The organism is Mycobacterium sp., from assembly GCF_025965855.1.
GTDB lineage: Bacteria > Actinomycetota > Actinomycetes > Mycobacteriales > Mycobacteriaceae > Mycobacterium.
The window spans coordinates 1-22,314 of record NZ_JAOPWB010000261.1 but is presented as its reverse complement, the minus strand read 5'-3'; the positions used below and the strand labels follow the sequence as shown (position 1 = coordinate 22,314).

Here is a 22,314-nt window from a genome sequence, read left to right as displayed (position 1 = left end):
CACGCCTGCTCGACGAGTGGGCGCTTGATGACTGCGCAAGATCACAAGACGGCCCGATGCTGCGCAGCATCACAGCGCCGAAATTTCGTTCCGTTACGAAACAGTTCGGCGAGGTGCGTCAGACCGTGGCGGAATACAATCCGAAGCGCTGGCGAAGAAACGCGGCAAGGCGCAGCGGGATTGCAATGAGGCTCAACAAGGCGAACGGCACATATTCGGCGGCGTAGAGCCAATGCTGTGTCTTCTGGTCGAGTGCGCCCAACACAAAATCCCGGCCGAAGGCCATCAGAATGTAAGTCGTGCCCAAGAAGAGCAGTGGCCGCCATAGACGTCCCAGGTTGCGCATTCCGATTCCGAAGGACAGCAGCACCAGCAGGTAGGTGAGGAACAGCGCGACCAGGAAGAACCACAACAAGCCGGCCTGCAGCGGAATCTGGCCGATGACGACGCCCAGCCAGACGACCAATCCGATATGGACCTGAAGCGCGGTGGCGAAGGCCAGACCGAAGGCTCGCGCCCCGCGCGCCAGCCCGGCAAAGGCTGGGCCGAACAGGATAGCCATCGCGCCGCCGGCGTAGGAAAGCCAGAAAAAAAGAAACGACCAGCGCGCCGTGGCGCGCACCCCCAGCCTGAGGCCATCGGGACCGATGCCGTAAGCGGCCAGAATGGCCACGGCAAGCGCGAGCGCGCCGGCGAACGCGCCAATCATCCAAACCCATGCCGGATCGTGTCTGCGGGTCATCGGACCGGAGGCGGACTTGAAGCGCATGAAGTTTCCTGCTCAGAACTCGGCCGGACTACAGACCACGAGAACGACAGCCATTGCGTGGCAATCGGCGTGCGAAAGTGACAAAGACGAGCTGAGCCAGCCTTGGTGTCGTGCCCGCTGGGCGAGGGTTCCGCCAAGCCGAAGCAGAGGCAGCGGACCGTCCCGTGTCACCTCGATCTCGCGCCAGGGAAATGGCATGGCAGGTTCTGCGAACGCCTTGATCACTGCTTCCTTGGCCGCGAACCGCGCCGCCAGTCTGTGCACCCGGTTGCGGCCCTGGCAGTCATTGATTTCGCTCGCCGTGAAAACCTTGCGCAGGTACCGGTCCCCGAACGTCGCCAGCGAGTTCTGGACATCCTCAATTGCCACGACGTCGCATCCGACGCGGACGCGACGCGCGTCGACCTCGCCCGGCAAAGAGATCCGCGGGGCCGACTGCGGGTCGACCGCTACCGCACCTAGCATCATGCAGGCGCTTTGACTAGGCCTTCGACTACCTGCGCGATGTTGTGTATGGAAGCGAAGGTGGACTTCTTGAGCACTTCGTCTGGGAACTCGATGTCGAATGCATCCTCAAGCGCAAGCATCACATCGACCGACGCATGCGACGTCAGGCCGAGTTCGTAGAGGTCGGCTTGATCGTCCACCTCGCGTGGATCAACCGCCATACGGCCATGAGCAGCTAAAACGTCACGAATCTGGTCCTGCATCACACTTTCCTCACATCTCTGCCGTGGCTCAACTTTTCAGCCAGTGTCGGGTCCAGCAAGTAAACCAATATTGGGCTCAGCCCCGGCTAAGAATGCGTGGGCGGAACGTAGCTCCCGGTCGCCTTGAGCCGCTTGCGAGCGGCGCGGCGGTATTCGTAGAAGTCCGACATGAACGCCGGGCTGCCGTACAGCCAGTCAAGGGGTTCTCGCATGTTGTCCACGTAGCCGATGGCGTAGGAGCCGCGCTGGTAGCCCATCAGCCTGAGCAGCCCCTCGGGGAGGGTGCGGGCGATCTCGGGCGGGCAGGCGAGATATTGGTTTTCCTCCTGGCGCAGCCACCCGAGCGAGTAGCCCACGTTCATCCCGATCCGGCTGGTCTTGGTGGTGTTGGCGCCCCCGCCGTGGAATATCGAGCCCGTGTACAAGAGGACCGAACCCTTGGTCATGACCGCCGGGGAGGACAGGGCGGGGTCCACCTCGTCGGGATCGTCCTCCCACCGGTGGCTGCCCACCACCATCCGTGTCGCACCCATCTCTTCAGTGAAGTCGGTCATGGCCCACATGGTGCCGACTTCGGCTTCGAAGCCCCTCGGGAACTGGTAGCGATCGAACGACCACTGATCCCGATGAATCATCTGCGCCGGCTCACCGGGTCCGATGGTAACCAGCTGGGTCAGGTCGACCTGGAAGGTGCTGGCGTGGTCGCCCAACACGAGGTCGAGCGTGTCGATGATCGTCGGGTGGGTAATGAGTGAGCGAGAGGTCGGCGAACGGGCGATCAGGGCGCCGGTCCGGCGGGTGGTGCTGCCCAGGAAGTCAGTGTTGCCTCCGCTGGTGGCAGCGAGGTGCGCCCCGAGCTCGGCCCGTATCTGATCCATCGTTTGAGGAGGTGCGAGGTCGGAAATGACCACACACCCGTCTTCGTCGAGCACCTTCGCGATGTCTGCGGGCGAGGAGCCTGAACCAACCGTGCATACAGCCGCTGGCGGAGAATCCGAACTTATTGTCTGTATTGCTGCTGACATGGTGCATACTGTACAGGACTCAGGGCCAAAACGAGGGCGATCCGCTGAACGCCGGCCGGTTGACACCTGGCTCTCGTGACCCGAGCAGTGGAGGTGCGACGACAGATGTTCCCGTTTCGATTCGGCGTGTACGCGGCGGTCGCGCCAACCATGTCGGCTTGGCGGGACCAGGCCCGTATGGCCGAGGGTCTCGGTTACTCGACCCTGTACGTTTCTGACCATCTTGACGCCCAGTTCGGGCCTCTCGTAGCCACGACCGTGGCCGCCGAAGCGACCTCCACCCTCCACGTGGGGTCCTTCGTGTTGAACAACGATTTCCGCCATCCTGTGGTTTTGGCCAAGGAGATCGCCACGCTCGGCTTGGCGGCCGAAGGGCGGGTCGAGCTGGGTCTTGGAGCGGGTTGGCTCGGGAGCGATTATGAGCAAGCGGGGATCGAGTTCGACGAGCTGGCTGTCCGCGTGGACCGGCTGACCGAGAGCCTCGCTGTCATGAAGATGCTGTGGAGTGAGGGGGAGGCGACACTCGAAGGGAAGTATTACACGGTGCGCGGCGCCCGCTGTGATCCTCGCCCGGCTTCGCCACCTCGCGTCATGGTTGGGGGTGGAAGCAAACGGCTGCTTACGCTCGCAGCCCGGGAGGCGGACACCGTTGGGATCAATACGAACCTGAGCGTTGGCGACAAGAGTGATGGAACGACGAGCCAGGCCACGCTCGATCGCTACGACCGTTGCCTTACCTGGGTACGAGAAGCGGCGCCGGATCGGTTCGGTTCGATCGAGCTCCAGATTGTGGCCTTCGCCACCAGAGCCGTCGCCAGCCGCCGCGCCGCCGTGCGCACCGCAACCATGCTCGGCCTTCCGGGTGGTGAGGACGCGCTCGAGCTTCCGATCGTCCTGATCGGCACCCCGGATGAATTGTGTGAGCGGCTTCTGGAGCGCCGCGAGAGGTGGGGCTTCACCAACATCGTGGTGCCGGGCGAGGCGATGGAGTCCTTCGCGCCTGTGGTCGCCCGGCTCGCGGGCACGGCGACGTGAGCACCCGCCAGAGTGCTGGTTTCCTTGGTGCTGCAGTTGTGACAACCTGCGCGATGCTGAATGCGGCCGTCAGCATTCCTTCCACCGCCGCTGCAGCTCCATGCCCCGACATTGAGGTGACGTTTGCTCGCGGCACCAACGATTCATCTGGTGCTGGTTGGGTCGGACAGGAATTTATCGATTCATTGCGCTCACAAGTTGGGGCTCGGTCCGTCGGGGTATATCCCGTCAACTACCCCGCCATCGAAGACTTGGCCCCGTCTGCATCCGCTGGCGCCAGCGATGCGAACGCTCACATTCAGTCGATGGCTGCGAACTGTCCCAAGACCAGGCTGGTGCTCGGTGGATATTCCCAAGGCGCAATGGTGATAGATCTCATCACCGCCCAAACAGTTCTTGCCGGCTTCACCCCCGCGCCGATGACGCCACAGGTGGCTGACCACGTTGCCGCGGTCGCCGTCCTCGGAAATCCGTGGGCTAAATCGCTGGGGGCACCGCTGACCGCGATGAGCCCGCTGTACGGGGCTAAGGCCATTGACTTGTGTAATCTCGGAGATCCGATTTGCTCCTACGGCAGGGATATGTCGGCGCACGTTCGCTATGTGCAGTCCGGGATGGTTAATCAGGCCGCGACTTTCGCTGCGAGTCGGCTCTAGCCGAATGGGAGATTTGGCAGCTCCTATGCATCGCGGTGGCGTTCCGCACCTTCCGGTTCGGGTGCGAGACGGCACCGGTTGGTGGGTCCGCTGGTCACCCGGGAGTGACCAGTTGCCTAGGAAATTACTAAAGGCGGGTGCCGACCGTGATCTGCGGGCGGCTGTTCGTGATGTTCGCGCCGATGATCTTCCGGCTCTCCAACTCCTGCTTCGGGGGAATCACCGGCTTCAGCGAGAACGTCTATCTGTGGAACTGGCTGCTCGTCCGCGCGATCCTGTTCGGCGCCTCGGGGGTGCTCTTCCTGCTGAGGCTCGGCCGGGCGCGCCGGCGGGTCGGACGCGGTCGCCGGCTGCTGCGGATGCCTGACAGCCCAAGGCGCTGGTTGCCCCGGCGGGCGTTCCACACGATGTGTGAGCGAGAATAGCGAGCGTGCAGCACCTGCAAGAAGGCGTGACGGACCACGGCGTGCTCGGTGCGGTGCTGGACCACGCCGATCGAGCCCCGGATCGGCCCGCTGTCAAGGACCTGGATCGCGCGTTGACCCGTGGCGAATTGGGCGCCGCAGCTGGGAGAGTGGCCGCTGGCTTGCTTCAAAAAGGCGTCGAGCCCGGAGATCGGGTTGCCCTGCTGATCGGCAATTCTGTGGACTTCGTGGTGGCGGCGCTGGGCTGTCTGTGGGCGGGCGCCACTTTCGTTCCGCTGGCGATCACCGATCCGGTTCTCCGCCGTGCGCAGATCGTGGCTGACTGCCGGCCCGCACAGGTGATCACAGCGGGCTCGGACCAAACGGCGCCATCGGGACTTCCCGTCGGCACGGCGTGGACCTCTCTTTCGGCGTTGAGCGTCGCGGATGGGCCCATGCCACCACCGGTAACCGGCCCCATCTCCTACGTCATTTACACGTCGGGGACAACCGGTATCCCCAAGGGGGTGCAGATTCCCCCGGAGGCCTTTTTCACCGCAGTCCAAGCATGCGCCGACGCCGTAGGACTCACTGCGGACGACCGGACCCTTTGCGTTTCGCCCGTGCACTTTGACGGGTCCTTCTCTGCCATCTTTCCTCCGCTCGTGCGCGGCGTCCCCCTCGTTATCCCCGACCGGGAAGCCCTCCTGTTCCCACGCAGGTTCTTCTCGATTGTCGTCAGCGAGGGAATCACGGCGACCAGCTTCTCTCCCAGCTACCTCCGGTTGCTCCGGGCCAGCGGCCGTCTGGCGCGGTTGGCTGACACCCCGCTGAGAGTGATGGCCCTGGGCGGCGAAGCGCCGTCCACGGCCGATATCAGGGCGGTGTGGGCCGCCAGTCCGGGACTGCGGGTGGTGAACCGGTACGGCCCGACCGAGACGACCATCGCCGTCGCCCATCTGGAACTGACGCCCGAGTTGCTCGACGAGGGGCTGGTACCGGTCGGTCATCCTCATCCCGGGATCTCGTTTCACCTCGTTGATGAGCACGGAAAGCTGGTGGATCGTCCTGGAGTGGTCGGCGAGCTGTACATCGGCGGACTGCAGCTCATGGCTGGATATCTGAACGACCCGGCGCTGAGCGCAGCTGTGCTGCGGACGGACGTCGTCGAAGGAACCACCCTCTACCGCACTGGTGACCTCGTCTTCCGCGACGACCGGGGCAACTACGTGTACGTGGGGCGTTCGGACCGCGTCATCAAGCGACACGGTGTGAGGATGTCGCTGGTCGAGGTGACCGAGGCGCTGGGGGGTATCGACGGGGTCGCATCCGCGGCATGCACGACCTTCGACTTGGAGGGCGATCTGGGGGTCGTCGCATTCGTGGTGGCGGACGGCGAGTTCACCCCTGTCGCCGTCCGCCAGGCCGCCAGCCAACGGCTCCCGGAAACGATGCTGCCCGATCAATTTGTCTTAGTGGCCAACTTGCCCTTGACGTCCTCGAGCAAGGTCGACGAGCGACGGCTGCTTAGGGAGGCTGGCTTGTCGCCGCCGAACGAAGGGGCCTGAGCCGTCGAGAAGGCAACTCTCCGTTGTCCCGGATCGCTTTTTAGCTACGAATAGTATGAAATTGTGACATTTAGGCTACAATTGGTTGGTGCAAGCGATGGCAACGGGCGCGACGTCCGTGGGAAGTTACGAGCAGCTGGTCCGGCACCAGCGTGCCGACTTGCAAGATGCGTACTTGAAGGGCGTGCGCCGGCTGCGCTGGGACGCAGGGCGTCTCGCCGCAGAACGCGAACGGCGTCTCCGGGAGCTGCTGACGTGGGCCGCCGATCGCTCGCCGTTCTGGCGGGAACGACTGGCAGGCCGCGATCTGGCGAATTTCACAGAGTCCGACCTTCCCTCTCTGCCGGTCCTGACCAGAGCAGAGATGATGGCGGAGTTCGACCGAGTGGTCACGGACCCCAGGTTGACACTGGCCCGGGTCCAACAACACCTCGATCAGTCGGACGGCGACCGCGGGTACCTGGATGACCGGTACCAGGCAATTATCACGTCTGGATATATAGGAACCCAAGCAGTCCATGTCTACGGCTGGGACGCGTTCGTCACGTTCGTGATGCAGGGCTCGCGCTGGACCGGGCGACGCGGTGAAGCCCCGGATGCGGTGCTCGCGCAGGCCTTCGCTACCAGCACTCGGCATGAGTCGGGGATATTTCACAACTTCAGCACCTTCGAAAGCGGAGGGCCGCCATCGCACTGCTCCGGCGGCACGCAACCCCTGGACGAGATTGTCGACGGCCTCAACAACGCGCGTCCTGCGGTGCAAGCTCTCCAAGCGTGGCCGAGCCTCATGCGGGAGCTGGCGTTGGAGTCGATCGCAGGACGACTCACCATCAAACCGACCTGGGTTAGCGTGGCGGGAGAGGTCTGCACCCCGCCCGTGCGAGAGGCGGTTCGGGCCGCGTGGGGGATCGAGGCTTCGGAGTTCTGGGGCTGCTCAGAGGGCACCTATGCCTTTCCATGCGGCGTTGGAGAAGGCATGCACGTCGCCGATGATCTGGTGATTCTCGAGCCGGCGGATGCCGATGGCAACCTCGTGCCATATGGGCAACCTGCGGAACGGCTGCTGTTGACCAACCTGTTCAACCTGACGCAGCCGCTGATCCGCTACGACCTGGTAGACGCGGTGACGATGACCGACGAGCCGTGTCCGTGCGGTTGTGCTCATCGCCGCATCACCGCGGTCGGCGGTCGGATCGACGGAGCCTTCGAGTACGAAAGCGGTGCTGCGGTGCCCCGGGTGGCCTTCGAGCAGACTGTCCTTGCCAACCCCGGCGTCGCCGACTTCTTCGTGGGCAAGACGCAAGGTGGTGTCGACCTGTCCGTGGTGACCGACGGGTCATGCGACCTACAGCGTCTGCGGATGGAACTGATCGACGTGCTCCGCCGGCACGGCGGGCCGGAGTCGGATGTCGGTGTGCAAGAGGTCAGTTCGATCGACCGACTGTGGTCGGGAAAGTCGAAGCAGTTCGACCCCAGGTGATCTAGCCAACACCCATGCGGGCCCCACACCTGCGGGTGGCTCAGCCGGCTCGCCCAGCCATGGCCTTGGCCAGGGCCTGGTCGATGTCGTCGATGATGTCGTCGATGTGCTCGATCCCGATGGACAGGCGGATCGTCTCCGGCCGGATGCCGGCCTTCACCAGCTCCTCGTCGGACAGCTGGCGGTGGGTGGTGGAGGCCGGATGGATGGCCAGGGTCTTGGCGTCCCCCAGATTGAGCAGCCGCTTGACGAGCTGGAGCGCATCGAAGAAGGCCAGTCCCGCCTCGTAGCCCCCCTCGGCCCCGAAGGTGACGATGGACGGCACGCGCCCGTGGAGGTAGCGCTCGACCAGGTGGTGGTAGGGATGGTCCGGGAAGCCGGCGAAGCTCACCCAGGCCACCCGGGGGTCGGCGGCCAGGTAGTCGGCCACGGCCCGGGCGTTGGCCTCGTGGCGCTCGAGCCGCAGGGCCATCGTCTCGAGGCCCTGGAGGAGCAGGAAGGCGTTGAAGGGGGAAAGGGTCGCGCCGCTGTTGCGCAGCTGGGTGGAGCGGGCCCGCACGGTGAAGGGCCGCTCGGGGAAGTCGCGGGCGAAGACGACGCCGTGGAAGGCGGGCTCGGGCCGGTTGAACATGGGGAAGCGGTCGGGATGGTCGGCCCACGGGAACCGGCCGCCGTCCACGATGGCCCCACCGAGGGTGGTGCCGTGGCCGCCCACGAACTTGGTCAGCGAGTGGACGACCACATCGGCCCCGTGTTCGAAGGGCTTGAGCATGAGCGGCGTGGCCACCGTGTTGTCCACGATGAGGGGCACGCCGGCCGCATGGGCCACGGCGGCCACGGCCTCGAGGTCCACGATGTTGCCGGCCGGGTTGCCGATGGTCTCGCAGAAGACGGCGCGCGTGTTCTCGTCGATGAGGGGGGCGATCGACTCGGCGCGGTCGTCGACGGCGAAGCGCGCCTCGATGCCCAGGGTGGGCAGCACGTGCGCGAAGTAGGTAAAGGTGGCCCCGTAGAGCTGGGGGGCCACCACGAAGTTCGAGCCGGCACTGGCCACCGTCAGGATGGCGTAGCTGACGGCGGCCATGCCCGAAGCCACCACCAGGGCCGCTGTCCCGCCTTCGAGGGCGCAGATGCGCTGCTCGAGGACTTCTAAGGTCGGATTGTTGAGCCGGTTGTAGTGGAAGCCGGGCGTCTCCAGATCGAGCACGGCACCGGCGTGGGCGGCGTCGATGAAGTCGTGTGCCACCGTCTGATAGATGGGCACGGCCACGGCCCGCGTCCCGTCGGGTGTGTAGCCACCGTGGATGGCGATAGTCTCGTCGTGCATGGTCTCAGGCCACGCTCCTCTTCGGGATGGTGTCCAACAGGTTGGCGTACATACGCAGGGCCGCGCCCCGCCACTGCCAGGGGGCGCGGGCGCCGACCTCGTCGAAGGGGAAGGCGGCCACCAGGGCCGGGTCCCGCTCGCCGCCCACCACCCGCTCGTGCAGCCGGCGGAGCCCGTCCCAGTCCGGGCCGGCCACGCAGTCCCGGGGGAGGCAGGGCAGTGCATCACACTCGTGGCCAGCGTAGCGCCGCACGTCCCGGCCGTACTCGCGCACGAGGCTCGAGGGGTCGTACTCCGGATGGGCCTGGACCAGCACGACCTCCGAGCGGCCCACCGTCTTCGTGACCACGCTCCACCCCACCTCCTCCGACTGCAGGGCCACGGCGTAGCCGGCGGCGGCCACCGCCTCTACGGGCACGGCGTTGAGCCGCGAGTGGGGCAGGACGACGGGACCGTCGAACCCGGCGGCCAGAGGGTGAGTCGGGTGGGCCTCCTGGCCGAAGACGCCCGTGCACTTGACCGGCAGGGTGGTCCGTTCGACGCCGTCGAAGACGGCCAGGGCCGCGTGGGCCGATAGGCAGGACAGCACCATGGCCGGCACGTTTTCGCTCCCCCACCGCAGCAGGCCGCACAGATCGGGCCAGTAGGGCTCGTCCTCGATGCGGGACTCGATCGGGTTGGAGCCGGTCACCACCAGCAGGTCGGGGGGGTCCGAGGTGATGTCCTCGAGGGGACGGTAATCGGCGGCGATACGGGCCCGGATCCGCTCGCCGCGGGGCACCCCGGCCATGGTGTGGCGGGTCAGGACGACGGTCTCACACCCGGACCCGGCGTCCAGAAGGCCCACGAACTGTCGCTCGGTGGCGCCGAAGGCGGCGTCGGGCATGTTGTTGACCAGGGCGCACGTCCACCGCACCGGTCCCTCGGTCCGGTCTGAAGCCGCCCCCGCGTCGAGGGCCCCTGCCAGTCGAACGCCCATCCCGTTCAATGCCTCACGTCGGTGTAGGTGACTGTGACCTCCTGGTGGAGGAGCCGGTAAGCCGCCTGCAACTGCTTCTCGTCGTCGGTCGAGCCGACCACGGCCACGATGTGGTTGCCGGAGCCGTCCCGCCAGTCGAGGGCGGCCCCCGGGCCCTGGTGGACGCTGACCGTGTCCACCTCGGCGCGGTCGGTGAAGTCGTTGATGCCCTCGATGGCCGTCACCGTGGCCGACACGGTCGGCGGCTGGAGGAAGAAGCGGTAGCCGATCCGGTCGGTGGCCACGGGCCCGTCGACGGACACCGGCTCGCCCAGGGCCACCCGCAGGGTGAGGTCGAGCAGGCTGACGCCGGCGGCCCGCTCCAGCATCTCGGGCACACCGCCGCCCACCCGTCCGTTGACCTCGATGATGCGGGGCCCGTCGGGTGTGAACTTGACCTCGGTGTGCAGGCATCCGGTGCGTACCCCCAGGGCATCGATGGCCCGGGTGGCCAGGTCCAGGACGGCCGAGCGGCTCCCGGCGTCGAGTGCGGCGGGAATGAAGAACCCGGTCTCACGGAAGTTCTCGGCCGGCGGGAAGCGGCCGGTCAGGGCCAAGTGGCTGATGGCGCCGCCGGCCACCACACTCTCGACCGACACGTAGCCGGCGTAGGGGTCGCCGGCCCGGGCCGGATCGTCGGCCAGGTAACCCTCGAGCACCATGTCGGGGCGGCGCGGGCCGAGGGCGTCGAGCAGCTTCTCGAGCTCGGCACCGTCGCGGGCCAGGAAGGTGCAGCGGCTGCCCTGGGCCGAGCGTGGCTTGAGGATGGCGGGCCACCCCACCTCGGCCTCGACGGCCGAGAGCTCGGGCTCGGACTGGTCCGGGCGAACGAGGTGGCAGGGGGGTATGTCGATGCCGCCGTCGGCCAGGGCCCTGCGCTGACGGGCCTTGTCGGTGAGGGCGGCGGCGGTCGCCGGGCTGTGGAAGGGGAGGCCCAGCCCCTCGGCCACACGGGCCAGTTCGACCATGCCGGCGTCGAGGTAGGTGGTCATGCCGTCGGGCTCCCAGTCGGCCAGGATCTTGACCGCCTGCTCGGCACTCATGCCCTCGAGGTCTACAACGGGGCCGAAGCGGTTGAGGAGACCGGCCATCTCACCCATCCCCGGCACGGCCGTGTCGATCATCCACAGCAGGTCGCAGAGGCCTGCGGCCGCTTCGGCCAGCTGCATCACGGGAACGCAACGCGGCCCGTAGGCCACCGCCACCAGCGGCCGCGCCCGTCCGGTCGTGGAATCCATCATTGTGCTCAGCCGATCACGGCCTCGACGCAGTCCTGGGCGTCGTAGACGGCCCGGAGGCGGCTGCGGGGCGAGGGCAGGTAGTGGGTGAAGTAGCGCACCCCCTCGGTGAGCACGCCCAGCAAGGAGATGTTGGGCTGCAGCCGGCCCTCGGTGTCGTAAGGGTGGAAGTCCTCATTGATGGCCACGCTGCCCACGGGCGTGTCACCGTAGCTGAGCTGGGTAAGCCTTCCCTTGGCGTAGAGACGGTTGAGCAGGGGAGAGCCCGACCGGGCCAGCGAGGGCATGTCGAGATAGCCCCGCACCACCCCGTCGACCGTCACGGCCGTCGGCTCGTCGAGGGCCGTGGAGCTCAGGCGGACGCCGTCGGGGCTGGGCGCCAACTCCGGGTCAGGTCCGAGCGGGATGCGCACCACTCCGGCGTCGAGCAGCCCCAGCAGCTGCTGGGAGCGCATGGGCGGCACGCCCGCCTCCAGCCGGTTGATGCGGCCCCGGACGTTGGACTGGAACTCGACGTAGGAGTCGAGGGAGAGACCACCGAACTCGATGACCGAACGCAGCTGGTCCCGGAGGATGCGCAGCACCTCCTGGGCCGCCTTGACGGGGCTCCCCCCGGGTCGCAGGGCCTCGGTGAGGTCGTCCTCGATCATGTCGTAGACCTGGCCCTGGTAGTCGGCGGCCGACGTGTAGTGGCGGTCTGTCCCGGCGAAGAGGTGGCTGGCCGGGTCGAAGCGCCCGTAGCGCGGCTCGAGAACGTCGACGGCCTTCTCGTAGTACCCGTCGACCCAGCCTTGGCGGAGGACGGCGCGGACCTCGGTCGACTTCAGGTCGCCCCCGGCCAGCAAGGCGGCGTGTATGTAGTAGCGCGCCTGCATCTCGGCGAAGATCAGCGGGAGAAGCTCAGCCCGGAAGTCCACGTGCCGCCGCATTGGCGACCCGCCCGGATTGGTCAGCGCAGCGAACTCCTCGGGGGTGCACACCACGGGCTGGTACTGGCCGTAGGGGTCGACGCCGGTGGCCGACTTGGCGCAGTACGGCGCGCCCGAGCGCGAGTAGAGGGTGATGGTCGGCTCTCGGCCCGAGGGCACGTACCGCATGCGGTCGGCCCGGTCGCACCGGTCCTCGAAGGTCCCGCCTCGTCCGACGGTGACGGCGGTGAGGACGTCGTAGCCGACCAGGCCCATGCCGGCCACGGCCAGCGAGGATCCGGCCGGAACGCTCTGGTCGAGGGACTCGATGGGGTAGGCCTGCAGGTAGCGCACGCCCCCGTCGGCCCCGCGCTCGTGGTTCCAGGTGTGCCCCGAGGTCAGCACTACGTGGTCGACGGTGAGGGTGGTGCCGTTGTCGAGCAGCACCGCCTCGCGCCCCAGGAGGGCCTGCGAGATGTCGACGGCCGCCGCGTAGTGCCGGACGATCTCGAGGTTGGACGGGGCGTAGGCCAGCAGCGTGTCGTAGAACCAGACCAGGTACTCGCCCATCAACCGCCGGGGCAGGTAGTCGGTGGGCAGGATCGGGTCACCCCCGGCGCCGATTCGGCACTCGTATCCCACCCAGCGGTAGCCGCGGACCACCGCCCACGGGTGCAGGCCCACGGCGTAGGGGGGGAGGGGGTCCCCGTCCGGGGCGACGTAGAGGGAGAGCTGACCGCAGGCGTTGTTGAGCACCAGGAAGTCGGGCTGTTCGGCGGAGTAAACCCCGCCTCCGAGCTGAGCGGGTTCGATCATGTGCACCCGCACCGGCGTCCCCGTCCGCCGGGCCCGACTCACCGTCCGCTCCAGGACGCACAGACCCCAAGAGCCGAGCCCCACGATGGCCATCTCGATCATCGGACGCCCCCCATACACGCGGCCTCAGATCGGCGGCCACTGGCTGATCTCTGCGTTCGAGCCCGTTTAGACCGGCGTTCCTCGATGGTGGCCACGGTGAGTCGGCGGACTGCGTGTACCAGCTCGTCGACATCGTGAGTCGTGGTGGCGAAGGAGGTGACGAAACGGACGACGCCTGGCTCCCAGCGGTCGTGGTAAAAGCCGTAACCCTGGTCCAGAAGTCCATCGATGACCTGCCGGGACAGGCGGCAGAAGAGGATGTTCGCCTCTGGCGTGCCCACGAGGCCAGTGCCGGGAATAGACTTCAGCCCCTCTTCCAGCCGCGCGGTCATGGCATTGGCGTGGCGGGCATTGCGCAGCCACAGATCGTCGGCGAGGTAGGCGTCGAGTTGGACGGCGGCGAAACGCATCTTGGCGGCGAGTTGTCCGGCTCGCTTGACGCGGAAGCTGAGGTCGGTGGTCACGGAGCGCTCGAAGACGACGATCGCATCGGCGGTTATGCTCCCGTTCTTGATGGCGCCAAAGGACAGCATGTCGACGCCGGCGCGCCAGGTCAGCTCGGCGGGGCTGCAGCCCAATGCGGCGACGGCGTTGGCGAGGCGGGCGCCATCCATGTGAACGCGTAGGCCGGCGTCCTTCGCAATGCAGGCCAGGTGTCCGATCTCGGCGGGGGTGTATACCGCCCCGGTCTCGGTTGCCTGGGTGAGGCTCAACACGGAGGGTTGCACGCTGTGCACGTCTCCGACCTTGCGATGCACCGCGGCCTGCAGCTCGTCGGCGTCGATCTTGGCGTTTTCCCCGCCCAGGGCAACGAGTTTGGCGCCCCCCGTGAAGAACTCCGGTGCACCGCACTCGTCGTTGTTGATATGGCTTTCGCGGTGGCATAACACGCTGCCCCACGGTGGGGTCAGCGCGGCCAAGCTCAACGCGTTCGCCGCCGAGCCGGTGGAAACGGGGAGCAGATCGACGTCGCAATCAAAGATCTCGCTGAAGCGGCGTCGTGCGCTCAAAGTCCAACTGTCGGTGCCATAGGGTGGTGCCTGCCCGGATGCTGCCGCTGCAACAGCTGCGATGATCTCGGGTGCACCTCCGGCGGTGTTGTCGCTGGTGAAGGAACGACTCTCCACACGCGCGACTACCTCCATCGGGACAGCGCTCATGTGCCGTCACCTTCTCCCAGGGTCGAAGGCAGCCCGGCGCTCCTCCAGCAGCCTCCCACCGTTGCGGGCACGCATTCAGGCACCTGAATGGCTCCTTTCCGCATTCCGGGCGACCACTGCGGACCCGACGCCCTGCAAGTCTCCAGCCGTCAACGCCAGCGTTTCTGCCTGTGGGGTCACCAGCGACACGTGCTCCTCCTAACGGGAAGCAGCCCAACCCGCGGTTGTTACGCCGACGCTTGACTGCGAAGGGATGTGTATACCGATAATGCACCTGACGCCACAGCTTACATACTATTAGATTACAACAGAAGTAGATCGCCAACATTCAGTTTATTTCGATGCAGAAAGCATCAGCATCTCCGGAAGACTCGGTAGTGAACAGACCGCGCGTTTTGTGGGCCAGTTCCTCGAGGAAATATCCGCCTGACCAGCGTGAGTGCGCGGGGCGGATGGTTGCCGCGAGCAGCGATCAGCATGAGTCGGGAGTGGGCGGCGATCGGCGAGGTTGCCTCGCTGTTGCTAGCTGCCGGCACCCCAAGGCCTCTCACCTGCGGATACACACCTTCAATACCAATCGATTAACTGCACTGGATCCCTCGGCTGTCGTCGGGTATCGTTCGTCGTCCCGCTCCATGGGATCGACGGGTTCGATCTGGCGGACCGTCGGACGGGCCGATTTGCCTGACCCGCTAATGGGCAATACCGTCGGCGTGGACACCGATGCTGGGATGCCGAAATCATCGATGGCGATCTGCACCCCGACCTCTTTGAGCTTCGTCGGGCGGCCACGGAGCTGACGACGAAATTCAGGCTGCGCGGCGGCACTGTGCCTCGATGGTCGCGGCGCTCACAGTCGAAGCGGGTTCGAGCACGTAAGCGTAAGATTCGGCCCGTCCCCTCCCGGTTCTGTGTTGTGTTTGGGTCATCGTTGAAGCCCCCAAGCATCCATGTGGCTGCCGCGCTTCCCATGACGCAGCGACCGGCCCTTCACCGACCATCCTTGCCGCAGCCCGAAACCGCCTCATAACCTGAGCAAGACCCGACCGCGTCCAGGAGTCTCGGCCTGGCGTGGTAGACGACGGCAACGCAGGCGGGAAGGTCAGGCCACAGCGGTTATCGCGAGTAGCCAGCTTCACCCCCTGCAGAGCGACAACTCCGGCGGGAGATCGCAGTGGCCGAACTGACCGGCGCGCGGGCGGAAGAGCTCGCGACGATGGACATCTTCGAGGGCTGCACTGCCGAAGATCTGGTGGCGCTAGCCGCCCGGCTCCAACCGCTGCACGCCGCGACCGGCCAGGTGCTCATGCAGCAGGGCGAGCAGGCCGTTTCCTTCCTGCTTATCTCGTCGGGAACGGCCCAGATCAAGCGCGTCGAAAGCGACGGTGCGGTTGTCGTCGGACAGGCGTCGCCGGGCACAATCATCGGGGAAATAGCCCTGTTGCGCGACAGACCGCGCATTGCGACCGTCACGACGGCCGAACCGCTGACCGGATGGATCGGCGACAACGACGCCTTCACCCGGATGGTGCACATTCCCGGGGTCATGCCGCGGTTGCTGCGCACCGTGCGCCAGCGTCTGGCCGCATTCATCACCCCCATCCCCATCGAGGTCCGCGACGGTACCCGCCTGATGCTGCGCCCGGTCCTGCCCGGCGACGACGAACGGACCATGCACGGCCACATCCAATTCTCCAGCGAGACGCTGTACCGGCGGTTCATGACGGCCCGCGTGCCCAGCCCGGCGTTGCTGCACTACCTGTCCGAGGTCGACTACGTCGACCACTTCGTGTGGGTGGTGACCGACGGTAACGACCCGGTCGCCGACGCTCGCTTCGTGCGCGACGAGAGCGATCCGACAACCGCCGAGATCGCCTTCACCGTCGCCGACGCCTACCAGGGCCGCGGGATCGGGAGCTTCCTGATCAGCGCGCTGTCCGTCGCCGCCAGGGTCGACGGGGTCGAAAGGTTCTCCGCGCGAATGCTTTCCGACAACACGCCGATGCGCGCGATCATGGACCATTACGGCGCGGTGTGGCAGCGCGAGGACATCGGCGTCGTCGCCACCGTCATCGACGTGCCCCGCCGGCTGAGCTTCGGGGGTCAGATGGCCGATCGAATCAAACGGGTTGCGCGCCAAGTGATCGAAGCGGCCGGCTGAACGGGCATGCGGCTGTTCGCGATTGGACCAGCGACGGTTTCCGCGCTGCTGCTGGCGGCATGCGCGCATGCGCCCGCGCCCGCGCCGTCGGCCACGCCCACCAAATCCACGGCCCACAACGCGCCCGTCAACCCCGCCAACATCAAGCGGGTGGTTGGCGAGCTGCCGCCCAACTACGAGGTGACCACCGGCATCCCGAGCGGGGCCTCACCGAGGGTGATCTGGAGCCTCGAACCCGACGCGAGGGCCAAGCCGCCGCAATGCGCGACACTCGCCGACCCCGGCGACGATCGCGACCAAACCGCGCAGGGCTTCTCCGGGTCGGGGACCGGCGGCGTCGTCGACGCGGTGGTGGTGGCTTTGCCGGGGCCGGTGGATCTCGACCAGCGTCTCGTGGCGGCATGCGGCGGGTGGACCATGATCGACGACCACACCGCGGCCAGCGTTCGGCTCATCGACGCCCCACACATCGACGGCGTCGCAACCCTCGGCATGATGGCCGACACCAAGTCATCCGTCGAATCGGGCACCGAAATCGATTCGCGCGCATACACCTTCACCGCATATCTCGGCAACTACTACACGTTCACCACGCTGACCACGGACCCCGGTTCGGCACTGCCCCCGCTGCCGCCGCAATTCGCCGCCGATCTCCTCGTCAAAACGGTGTCCACGTTACGCAGCTGAGCATCCCCTTTGGGTAGATTGGCCACGATGTTGAAGGTGTTGCTCGCGACCGCATCAGTGTGCGTGCTCGCCGGATGCTCGTCGGGTAGCGATCCCGCCCCGGTGAAGGCGGACATCGGCAAGGTCGCCGACGTCAAGTCAAGCTTCGGGCCCGACTACAAGGTCACCGACCTCCCCGTTCGGGGGATCGACCCCAAGCTGCTCTCGGCCCGGAAGCTGCCCGACGGCCTGACGTTCGACCCCGCCAACTGCGCGAAAGTGGCGGTGGGCCCGGACATGCCGCCCGACTTGCAGGGCAATATGGCCGCCGTCTCCGCCGAGGGCAACGGCAACCGGTTCGTCGTCATCGCCGTGGAGACCTCAAAAGCCCTGCCATTCAACGACCCCGGGAAGGACTGCACTAAGGTCGCGTTCGCCGGGAACGGGGTGCGGGGCGGCATCGAGGTGATCGATGCGCCGCACGTCGACGGGGCTCGCACGGCGGGCGTGCACCGCGTGCTGCAGGCCGTGGTGGACGGGGGAGCGCGCACCGGCGAGCTGTACGACTATTCGGCCCAATTCGGTGATTACCAGGTGATCGTCATCGCCAATCCGCTGGTCATCCCGGACCAGCCGGTGGCCAAGATCGATACCCAACGCGCCCGCGACCTGCTCGTCAAGTCGGTGGCCGCGGTCCGGAGCTAGCGCGGCGACGGCGAGCGCCGGTCCCCCCGCTTGCGGGGCAGAGTCGCGCAGTCAGATCTAGCGGACGTCGCGCGGGCGGAACTGGATGCTGACGCGTGGACCGGTGGGCGCCGAGGTCTTGGGCACCGCGTGCTCCCAGGTGCGCTGGCACGATCCGCCCATCACCAGCAGGTCGCCGTGGGCCTGCGGCAGTCGCAGCGACGGGCCGCCGCCACGTCGCCGCATCGCGAAAGTGCGTGTCGCGCCGAGGCTGACGATCGCCACCATGGTGTCGCGCGAGCTGCTGCGCCCGATGGTGTCACCGTGCCAGGCGACGCTGTCGGAGCCGTCGCGATAACAACACAGTCCGATGGTGGTGAAGGGCTCGCCGAGCTCGCCCGCGTAAATGTCGTTGAGCCGCCGCCGCAGCCGCCCGAGCAGCGGGTGCGGGGGGTCCTCGACCGTCAGGTCGTGGAAACTGACCAGCCGCGGCACATCGACCACCCGGTCATACATGTGGCGGCGTTCGGCCCGCCACGGCACCGTCGACAGCAGTTCGTTCAGCAGGCCATCGGCCTCGGCCAGCCAGGCGGCGCGGATCTCGATGAAAGCGCCATCACCGAGCTGTCTGCGCTCGGTGTGCTCGAACAGCGAGCCCTGAACCGCGATGCTCACGGCGCCCAGTTTATCGCACATTAGTTCGATGGAGACGGGACCGTCCGGCGACCGGCTACCGTTTTCATCGTGGCTGTTGTTGAGCTGGGCACCAATTCCGAGGTGGGCGCGCTGCGGGCCGCCATCCTGCACCGCCCCGGGGCGGAGCTGCGCCGGCTCAATCCGCGCAACACCGACCAGTTGCTGTTCGACGGGTTGCCCTGGGTCGCGCGGGCACAGGAAGAGCATGACCAGTTCGCCGCACTGCTGCGTTCCCGTGGCGTCGAGGTGCTGCTGCTGTCCGACCTGCTGACCGAGGCGCTCAGCCACAGCGGGGCCGCCCGGATGCAGGGGGTCGCCGCGGCGGTGGATGCGCGTCGGCTCGGAACGCCACTGGCGCAAGAGCTTTCGGCCTACCTGCGGGGAATTGACCCGGTCATGCTCGCCAGCGTGCTGATGGCCGGCATGACGTTCAACGAGCTGCCGCCGGACACCCGGACCGACGTCTCGCTGGTGCTTCGCATGCACCACGGGGCGGATTTCGTCATCGATCCATTGCCGAACCTGGTGTTCACCCGGGACTCGTCGATCTGGATCGGGCCGCGGGTGGTGATCCCCACCCTGGCGCTGCGGGCGCGCGTTCGCGAGGCGTCGTTGACCGATCTGATCTATGCCCATCACCCGCGGTTCACCGGGGTGCGGCGCGCCTACGAGTCGCGCACCGCCCCCGTCGAGGGCGGTGACGTGCTGCTGCTCGCGCCCGGTGTGGTCGCGGTCGGGGTTGGTGAACGGACCACCCCTGCCGGCGCGGAAGCGTTGGCGCGCAGCCTTTTTGACGACGACCTCGCGGACACGGTGCTCGCGGTGCCGATCGCCCAGCGGCGCGCGCAAATGCACCTGGACACGGTGTGCACGATGGTCGACACCGACACCGTGGTGATGTACGCGAACATCGTCGACACGCTGTCGGCGTTCCCGATCCAGCGCACCCCCGAGGGCGCCACCATCGGCGACGAAACGCCGTTTCTGGAGGCCGCCGCCAAGGCGATGAGAATCGACAAACTGCGGGTCATCGGCACCGGGCTCGATCCCCTCGTCGCCGAGCGCGAGCAGTGGGACGACGGCAACAACACGTTGGCCCTGGCGCCCGGCGTCGTGGTGGCGTACGAGCGCAACGTGCAGACCAACGCCCGCTTGCGCGACGCGGGCATCGAAGTGCTCACCATCGCGGGTTCCGAATTGAGCACCGGCCGCGGCGGCCCCCGATGCATGTCCTGCCCCGTCGCACGCGATCTTCTTTAGCTGGCATCGAGTCTGCGCTCAGCGCGTCGGATTCGGACTGGCTTCAAGGTGCGCCCGCCCTTGGACGCAGTTTCGACGCGGAAAACTAACGCCAGCTGGGCAGCCAGATCTCCATGTTCCAGGTCTGCTGGGAGATGGGCAGGCCGGTGAGCACCGGGAACAACCAGGCGAAGTTGGTCACGACTAAAGCCGCATAACAACTCACCGCGATGAGCCCCAGTGTGCGCCGCTCGGAGCTTTGGCGGCGCGCGTAGAGGATGTCGCCGCAGATCAGCGCGATGGCCATGGCCAAAAACGGAGCCATCGTCGCGGCGTAGAAGAAGTACATCTGCCGGTCGATGTCGGCGAACCACGGCAGCCACCCCGCGCAGTAACCGGTCAAGACGGCGGCGTAGCGCCAGTCGCGGCGCACCAGCGTCCGCCATGTCGCATAGAGCAGCACCGGCACCGTCAGCCACCACATGGCTGGAGTGCCGACCAACATCTCCGCCTTGACACACGACTGCGCGCCACAGCCGGGAACGTTTTGCTGGTCGATGGCATATAGAACAGGCCGCAACGACATCGGCCAGCTCCACGGTTTGGATTCCCACGGGTGGTAGTTGCCGGCGGAATTCGTCAGGCCCGCATGAAACTGGAAGGCCCTGGCGGTGTAGTGCCAAAGCGAGCGAATGGCGTCGGGCATGGGAACGAGGGAGTGGCGGCCGATCGACTGGCCGACCTCGTGGCGGTCGATCGCGGTCTCGGACGCGAACCAGGGCGCGTAGCTGGCGAGGTAGACCGCGAACGGGATGAGCGCCAGCGCATACGCGGTGGGGATCAGGTCGCGGCGGAAAACCCCCAGCCACGGCCTTGTCACTTGGTATTGGCGCCGCGCCGCGACGTCGAACGCCAACGACATCGCGCCGAAGAACAGCACGAAATAGAGGCCGGACCACTTTGTCCCGCAAGCCAATCCGAGCAACACCCCGGCGCCGAACCGCCACCAGCGCACCCCCAGCCGGGGACCCCACAGGGATTCGCCGATGCGGCCCTCAACCAGCGCGATGTGCATTCGCTGGCGCACCTGATCCCGGTCGACGATGAGCGCGCCGAACGCCGCGACCACGAAGAAGGTCAGCATGCCGTCGAGCAGGGCGGTCCGCGCGGTGACGAAGCTGACGCCGTCGCAGATCACCAGCACCCCGGCGATCGCCCCGACCAAGGTCGAGCGGCTGATCCGTCGCACGATCCGCATCACCAGCACCACCATCGCAACGCCCAGCAGCGCGCCGGTGAATCGCCAGCCCACCCCGTTGTAACCGAAGATCGCCTCGCCGATCGCGATCAGTTGCTTGCCGACCGGCGGGTGGACGACCAGACCGAACCCGGGGTTGTCTTCCACCCCGTGGTTGTGCAGCACCTGCCAGGCCTGAGGCGCGTAGTGCTTCTCGTCGAAGACGGGCGTGCCGGCATCGGTAGGCGAGCCCAGGTTGAGGAACCGGGTCACCGTCGCCAGCACCGTGATCACGCCGGTCGCGACCCAGCCGCGAATGTGGTCGGTTGGGCCGAAGTCGGCGACCGGAACGAGTGGGCCCGGGCTGTCGACGGGTACGACGCGCTCGACGCGGTTTTCCGAGGCGACGGAGGCTTCGCGGGGCGGGGCGGTCATCACGTCGATCGTAGGCTGTCCGTCATGACCTCCGGTCGCCTATTGCTGGGCGCGACGCCCCTTGGCCAGCCGTCGGATGCCTCGCCACGGCTGATCGACGCGCTGGCCCGCGCCGACGTGGTGGCCGCCGAGGACACCCGGCGGGTGCGGATCCTGGCCAAGGCGCTCGACGCGCCGATCAGCGGCCGGGTGGTCAGCCTGTACGACCGGGTCGAGGCCGTCCGGGTGCCCGCTCTGGTCGACGCGATGAAGGCCGGCGCGACGGTGTTGATGGTCAGCGACGCCGGGATGCCGTTGATCAGCGACCCGGGCTACCGGCTGGTGGTTGCGTGCGTGGACGCCGGGCTTCCGGTCCAGTGCCTCCCCGGCCCGTCCGCGGTGACGACCGCGCTCGCCGTGTCCGGGCTGCCGTCGGAGCGGTTCTGCTTCGAGGGTTTCGCCCCGCGCAAGAAGTCGGCGCGCCGGGCATGGTTGGCCTCGCTGGCCGACGAGCGGCGCACCTGCGTGTTCTTCGAATCGCCGCGCCGGCTCGCCGCGTGCCTGCGCGACGCCGCGGACGAACTCGGCGGTGCACGCCGCGCGGTGGTGTGCCGGGAGCTGACGAAGGTGCACGAGGAAGTGGTGCGCGGGTCGCTCGAGGAGCTGGCGGCGTGGGCGAACAACGGTGTGCTCGGCGAGATCACCGTCGTACTCGCCGGCGCGACGCCGCGCGCCGACCTGCCATCTCTGTTGGCCGAAGTGCAGGAGCTGGTCGCCGGAGGGGTGCGCGTCAAGGACGCCTGCAGCGAGGTGGCCGCGGCGCATCCGGACGTGCGTACGCGCCAGCTCTACGACGCGGTCCTGCAGTTACGCGGCGAATAGCTCTGGGCGTGCAGGCCTTGAACGGACCGATTCCGGGCGTGCACAACTGCGGGGGCGGGGGGAGGGGCGGCGGGCCAGGCAGCGGGGGCAGTGGCGGCAGGGCCGGCGGGCCCGCGGGC

General features: G+C 67.1%; 22 protein-coding genes. 10 read left to right on the top strand and 12 right to left on the bottom strand.

The annotated features are described in order from the left end of the window. Window positions 1-118: 118 nt before the first annotated feature. From JWP83_RS22340 to JWP83_RS22325, 4 genes are all read right to left on the bottom strand, one after another. On the bottom strand, window positions 119-769 hold the full coding sequence (locus JWP83_RS22340) for a hypothetical protein (RefSeq protein ID WP_297734940.1): 651 nt from the start codon (window positions 767-769) through the stop codon (window positions 119-121). Window positions 770-781: 12 nt separating this feature from the next. Then, a complete protein-coding gene (locus JWP83_RS22335; RefSeq protein WP_297734937.1) occupies window positions 782-1,237 on the bottom strand; it encodes a holo-ACP synthase in 456 nt (151 codons plus the stop codon). Further along, window positions 1,234-1,479, bottom strand: coding sequence for an acyl carrier protein (locus JWP83_RS22330; protein WP_297734936.1), 246 nt, complete (start codon window positions 1,477-1,479; stop codon window positions 1,234-1,236). Before JWP83_RS22330 ends, JWP83_RS22335 begins: the two co-directional genes overlap by 4 nt. Before the next feature lie 86 nt (window positions 1,480-1,565). Next, window positions 1,566-2,504, bottom strand: a complete 939-nt coding sequence (locus tag JWP83_RS22325) for a phytanoyl-CoA dioxygenase family protein (RefSeq protein ID WP_297734933.1) — start codon at window positions 2,502-2,504, stop codon at window positions 1,566-1,568. 105 nt (window positions 2,505-2,609) lie between these two features. Between JWP83_RS22325 and JWP83_RS22320 the strand changes: the two genes are divergently transcribed. The 5 genes from JWP83_RS22320 to JWP83_RS22300 all read left to right on the top strand — a co-directional run bounded on the left by JWP83_RS22320 (window position 2,610) and on the right by JWP83_RS22300 (window position 7,647). After that, window positions 2,610-3,539, top strand: coding sequence for a TIGR03621 family F420-dependent LLM class oxidoreductase (locus JWP83_RS22320; protein ID WP_297734930.1), 930 nt, complete (start codon window positions 2,610-2,612; stop codon window positions 3,537-3,539). Beyond that, entirely contained in the window at window positions 3,536-4,195 is a 660-nt protein-coding gene (locus JWP83_RS22315; RefSeq protein WP_297734927.1) for a cutinase family protein, read from the top strand. Before JWP83_RS22320 ends, JWP83_RS22315 begins: the two co-directional genes overlap by 4 nt. A 137-nt stretch (window positions 4,196-4,332) precedes the next feature. Next, a complete protein-coding gene (locus JWP83_RS22310; protein WP_297734924.1) occupies window positions 4,333-4,620 on the top strand; it encodes a hypothetical protein in 288 nt (95 codons plus the stop codon). A gap of 5 nt (window positions 4,621-4,625) precedes the next feature. After that, the gene (locus JWP83_RS22305) at window positions 4,626-6,167 is read left to right on the top strand and encodes an amino acid adenylation domain-containing protein (RefSeq protein WP_367185666.1); all 1,542 of its coding nucleotides are present in this window, start codon (window positions 4,626-4,628) and stop codon (window positions 6,165-6,167) included. 88 nt (window positions 6,168-6,255) lie between these two features. Next, window positions 6,256-7,647, top strand: coding sequence for a hypothetical protein (locus JWP83_RS22300; RefSeq protein ID WP_297734922.1), 1,392 nt, complete (start codon window positions 6,256-6,258; stop codon window positions 7,645-7,647). A gap of 40 nt (window positions 7,648-7,687) precedes the next feature. On the opposite strand, the gene JWP83_RS22295 is transcribed toward JWP83_RS22300, so the two are convergent. The 6 genes from JWP83_RS22295 to JWP83_RS22270 all read right to left on the bottom strand — a co-directional run bounded on the left by JWP83_RS22295 (window position 7,688) and on the right by JWP83_RS22270 (window position 14,976). Then, a complete protein-coding gene (locus JWP83_RS22295; protein ID WP_297734920.1) occupies window positions 7,688-8,974 on the bottom strand; it encodes an O-acetylhomoserine aminocarboxypropyltransferase/cysteine synthase family protein in 1,287 nt (428 codons plus the stop codon). 4 nt (window positions 8,975-8,978) lie between these two features. Next, window positions 8,979-9,953 carry a homoserine O-succinyltransferase gene (locus JWP83_RS22290; RefSeq protein ID WP_297734917.1) on the bottom strand — a complete coding sequence of 325 codons (975 nt, stop codon included), beginning with the start codon at window positions 9,951-9,953 and terminating at the stop codon, window positions 8,979-8,981. 5 nt (window positions 9,954-9,958) lie between these two features. After that, window positions 9,959-11,233, bottom strand: coding sequence for a hypothetical protein (locus JWP83_RS22285; protein ID WP_297734914.1), 1,275 nt, complete (start codon window positions 11,231-11,233; stop codon window positions 9,959-9,961). Between the two features lie 5 nt (window positions 11,234-11,238). Further along, window positions 11,239-13,056 carry an FAD/NAD(P)-binding protein gene (locus tag JWP83_RS22280; RefSeq protein ID WP_297734911.1) on the bottom strand — a complete coding sequence of 606 codons (1,818 nt, stop codon included), beginning with the start codon at window positions 13,054-13,056 and terminating at the stop codon, window positions 11,239-11,241. Next, window positions 13,053-14,216, bottom strand: coding sequence for a low specificity L-threonine aldolase (locus JWP83_RS22275; protein WP_297734908.1), 1,164 nt, complete (start codon window positions 14,214-14,216; stop codon window positions 13,053-13,055). Before JWP83_RS22275 ends, JWP83_RS22280 begins: the two co-directional genes overlap by 4 nt. 547 nt (window positions 14,217-14,763) lie before the next feature. Beyond that, window positions 14,764-14,976 (bottom strand): hypothetical protein, encoded by a 213-nt coding sequence (locus JWP83_RS22270; RefSeq protein ID WP_297734904.1) that lies wholly within the window; start codon window positions 14,974-14,976, stop codon window positions 14,764-14,766. Window positions 14,977-15,432: 456 nt separating this feature from the next. Between JWP83_RS22270 and JWP83_RS22265 the strand changes: the two genes are divergently transcribed. Genes JWP83_RS22265 through JWP83_RS22255 form a run of 3 tightly spaced genes read left to right on the top strand, consistent with a single transcriptional unit; the run spans window position 15,433 to window position 17,748 of the window. After that, entirely contained in the window at window positions 15,433-16,377 is a 945-nt protein-coding gene (locus JWP83_RS22265) for a GNAT family N-acetyltransferase (RefSeq protein WP_297734943.1), read from the top strand. A gap of 6 nt (window positions 16,378-16,383) precedes the next feature. Further along, window positions 16,384-17,064 carry a DUF5642 family protein gene (locus tag JWP83_RS22260; RefSeq protein ID WP_297734901.1) on the top strand — a complete coding sequence of 227 codons (681 nt, stop codon included), beginning with the start codon at window positions 16,384-16,386 and terminating at the stop codon, window positions 17,062-17,064. 27 nt (window positions 17,065-17,091) lie between these two features. Beyond that, window positions 17,092-17,748 (top strand): DUF5642 family protein, encoded by a 657-nt coding sequence (locus JWP83_RS22255; protein WP_297734898.1) that lies wholly within the window; start codon window positions 17,092-17,094, stop codon window positions 17,746-17,748. 57 nt (window positions 17,749-17,805) lie between these two features. Here JWP83_RS22255 and JWP83_RS22250 read toward each other — a convergent pair whose 3' ends face one another. Further along, window positions 17,806-18,402, bottom strand: coding sequence for an alpha-ketoglutarate-dependent dioxygenase AlkB (locus JWP83_RS22250; RefSeq protein WP_297734895.1), 597 nt, complete (start codon window positions 18,400-18,402; stop codon window positions 17,806-17,808). 69 nt (window positions 18,403-18,471) lie between these two features. Here JWP83_RS22250 and arcA point away from each other — a divergent pair, with 69 nt between their 5' ends. Next, window positions 18,472-19,683, top strand: coding sequence for an arginine deiminase (gene arcA / locus JWP83_RS22245; protein WP_297734892.1), 1,212 nt, complete (start codon window positions 18,472-18,474; stop codon window positions 19,681-19,683). Between the two features lie 85 nt (window positions 19,684-19,768). Here arcA and JWP83_RS22240 read toward each other — a convergent pair whose 3' ends face one another. Beyond that, on the bottom strand, window positions 19,769-21,334 hold the full coding sequence (locus JWP83_RS22240) for a dolichyl-phosphate-mannose--protein mannosyltransferase (RefSeq protein ID WP_297734889.1): 1,566 nt from the start codon (window positions 21,332-21,334) through the stop codon (window positions 19,769-19,771). Between the two features lie 24 nt (window positions 21,335-21,358). Here JWP83_RS22240 and rsmI point away from each other — a divergent pair, with 24 nt between their 5' ends. Beyond that, a complete protein-coding gene (rsmI, locus tag JWP83_RS22235) occupies window positions 21,359-22,195 on the top strand; it encodes a 16S rRNA (cytidine(1402)-2'-O)-methyltransferase (protein ID WP_297734886.1) in 837 nt (278 codons plus the stop codon). The last annotated feature ends 119 nt before the right edge of the window (window positions 22,196-22,314 follow it).

Excerpts from the sequence above, each read along its gene's own strand:
- JWP83_RS22265 (WP_297734943.1), top strand. The coding sequence starts at position 15,433 with ATGGACATCTTCGAGGGCTGCACTGCCGAAGATCTGGTGGCGCTAGCC.
- JWP83_RS22335 (WP_297734937.1), bottom strand. The coding sequence starts at position 1,237 with ATGATGCTAGGTGCGGTAGCGGTCGACCCGCAGTCGGCCCCGCGGATC.
- JWP83_RS22320 (WP_297734930.1), top strand. The coding sequence starts at position 2,610 with ATGTTCCCGTTTCGATTCGGCGTGTACGCGGCGGTCGCGCCAACCATG.
- JWP83_RS22260 (WP_297734901.1), top strand. The coding sequence starts at position 16,384 with ATGCGGCTGTTCGCGATTGGACCAGCGACGGTTTCCGCGCTGCTGCTG.
- JWP83_RS22295 (WP_297734920.1), bottom strand. The coding sequence starts at position 8,974 with ATGCACGACGAGACTATCGCCATCCACGGTGGCTACACACCCGACGGG.
- JWP83_RS22240 (WP_297734889.1), bottom strand. The coding sequence starts at position 21,334 with ATGACCGCCCCGCCCCGCGAAGCCTCCGTCGCCTCGGAAAACCGCGTC.
- JWP83_RS22255 (WP_297734898.1), top strand. The coding sequence starts at position 17,092 with ATGTTGAAGGTGTTGCTCGCGACCGCATCAGTGTGCGTGCTCGCCGGA.
- JWP83_RS22340 (WP_297734940.1), bottom strand. The coding sequence starts at position 769 with ATGCGCTTCAAGTCCGCCTCCGGTCCGATGACCCGCAGACACGATCCG.
- JWP83_RS22290 (WP_297734917.1), bottom strand. The coding sequence starts at position 9,953 with ATGGGCGTTCGACTGGCAGGGGCCCTCGACGCGGGGGCGGCTTCAGAC.
- JWP83_RS22275 (WP_297734908.1), bottom strand. The coding sequence starts at position 14,216 with ATGAGCGCTGTCCCGATGGAGGTAGTCGCGCGTGTGGAGAGTCGTTCC.
- rsmI (WP_297734886.1), top strand. The coding sequence starts at position 21,359 with ATGACCTCCGGTCGCCTATTGCTGGGCGCGACGCCCCTTGGCCAGCCG.
- JWP83_RS22325 (WP_297734933.1), bottom strand. The coding sequence starts at position 2,504 with ATGTCAGCAGCAATACAGACAATAAGTTCGGATTCTCCGCCAGCGGCT.
- JWP83_RS22330 (WP_297734936.1), bottom strand. The coding sequence starts at position 1,479 with ATGCAGGACCAGATTCGTGACGTTTTAGCTGCTCATGGCCGTATGGCG.
- JWP83_RS22285 (WP_297734914.1), bottom strand. The coding sequence starts at position 11,233 with ATGATGGATTCCACGACCGGACGGGCGCGGCCGCTGGTGGCGGTGGCC.
- JWP83_RS22280 (WP_297734911.1), bottom strand. The coding sequence starts at position 13,056 with ATGATCGAGATGGCCATCGTGGGGCTCGGCTCTTGGGGTCTGTGCGTC.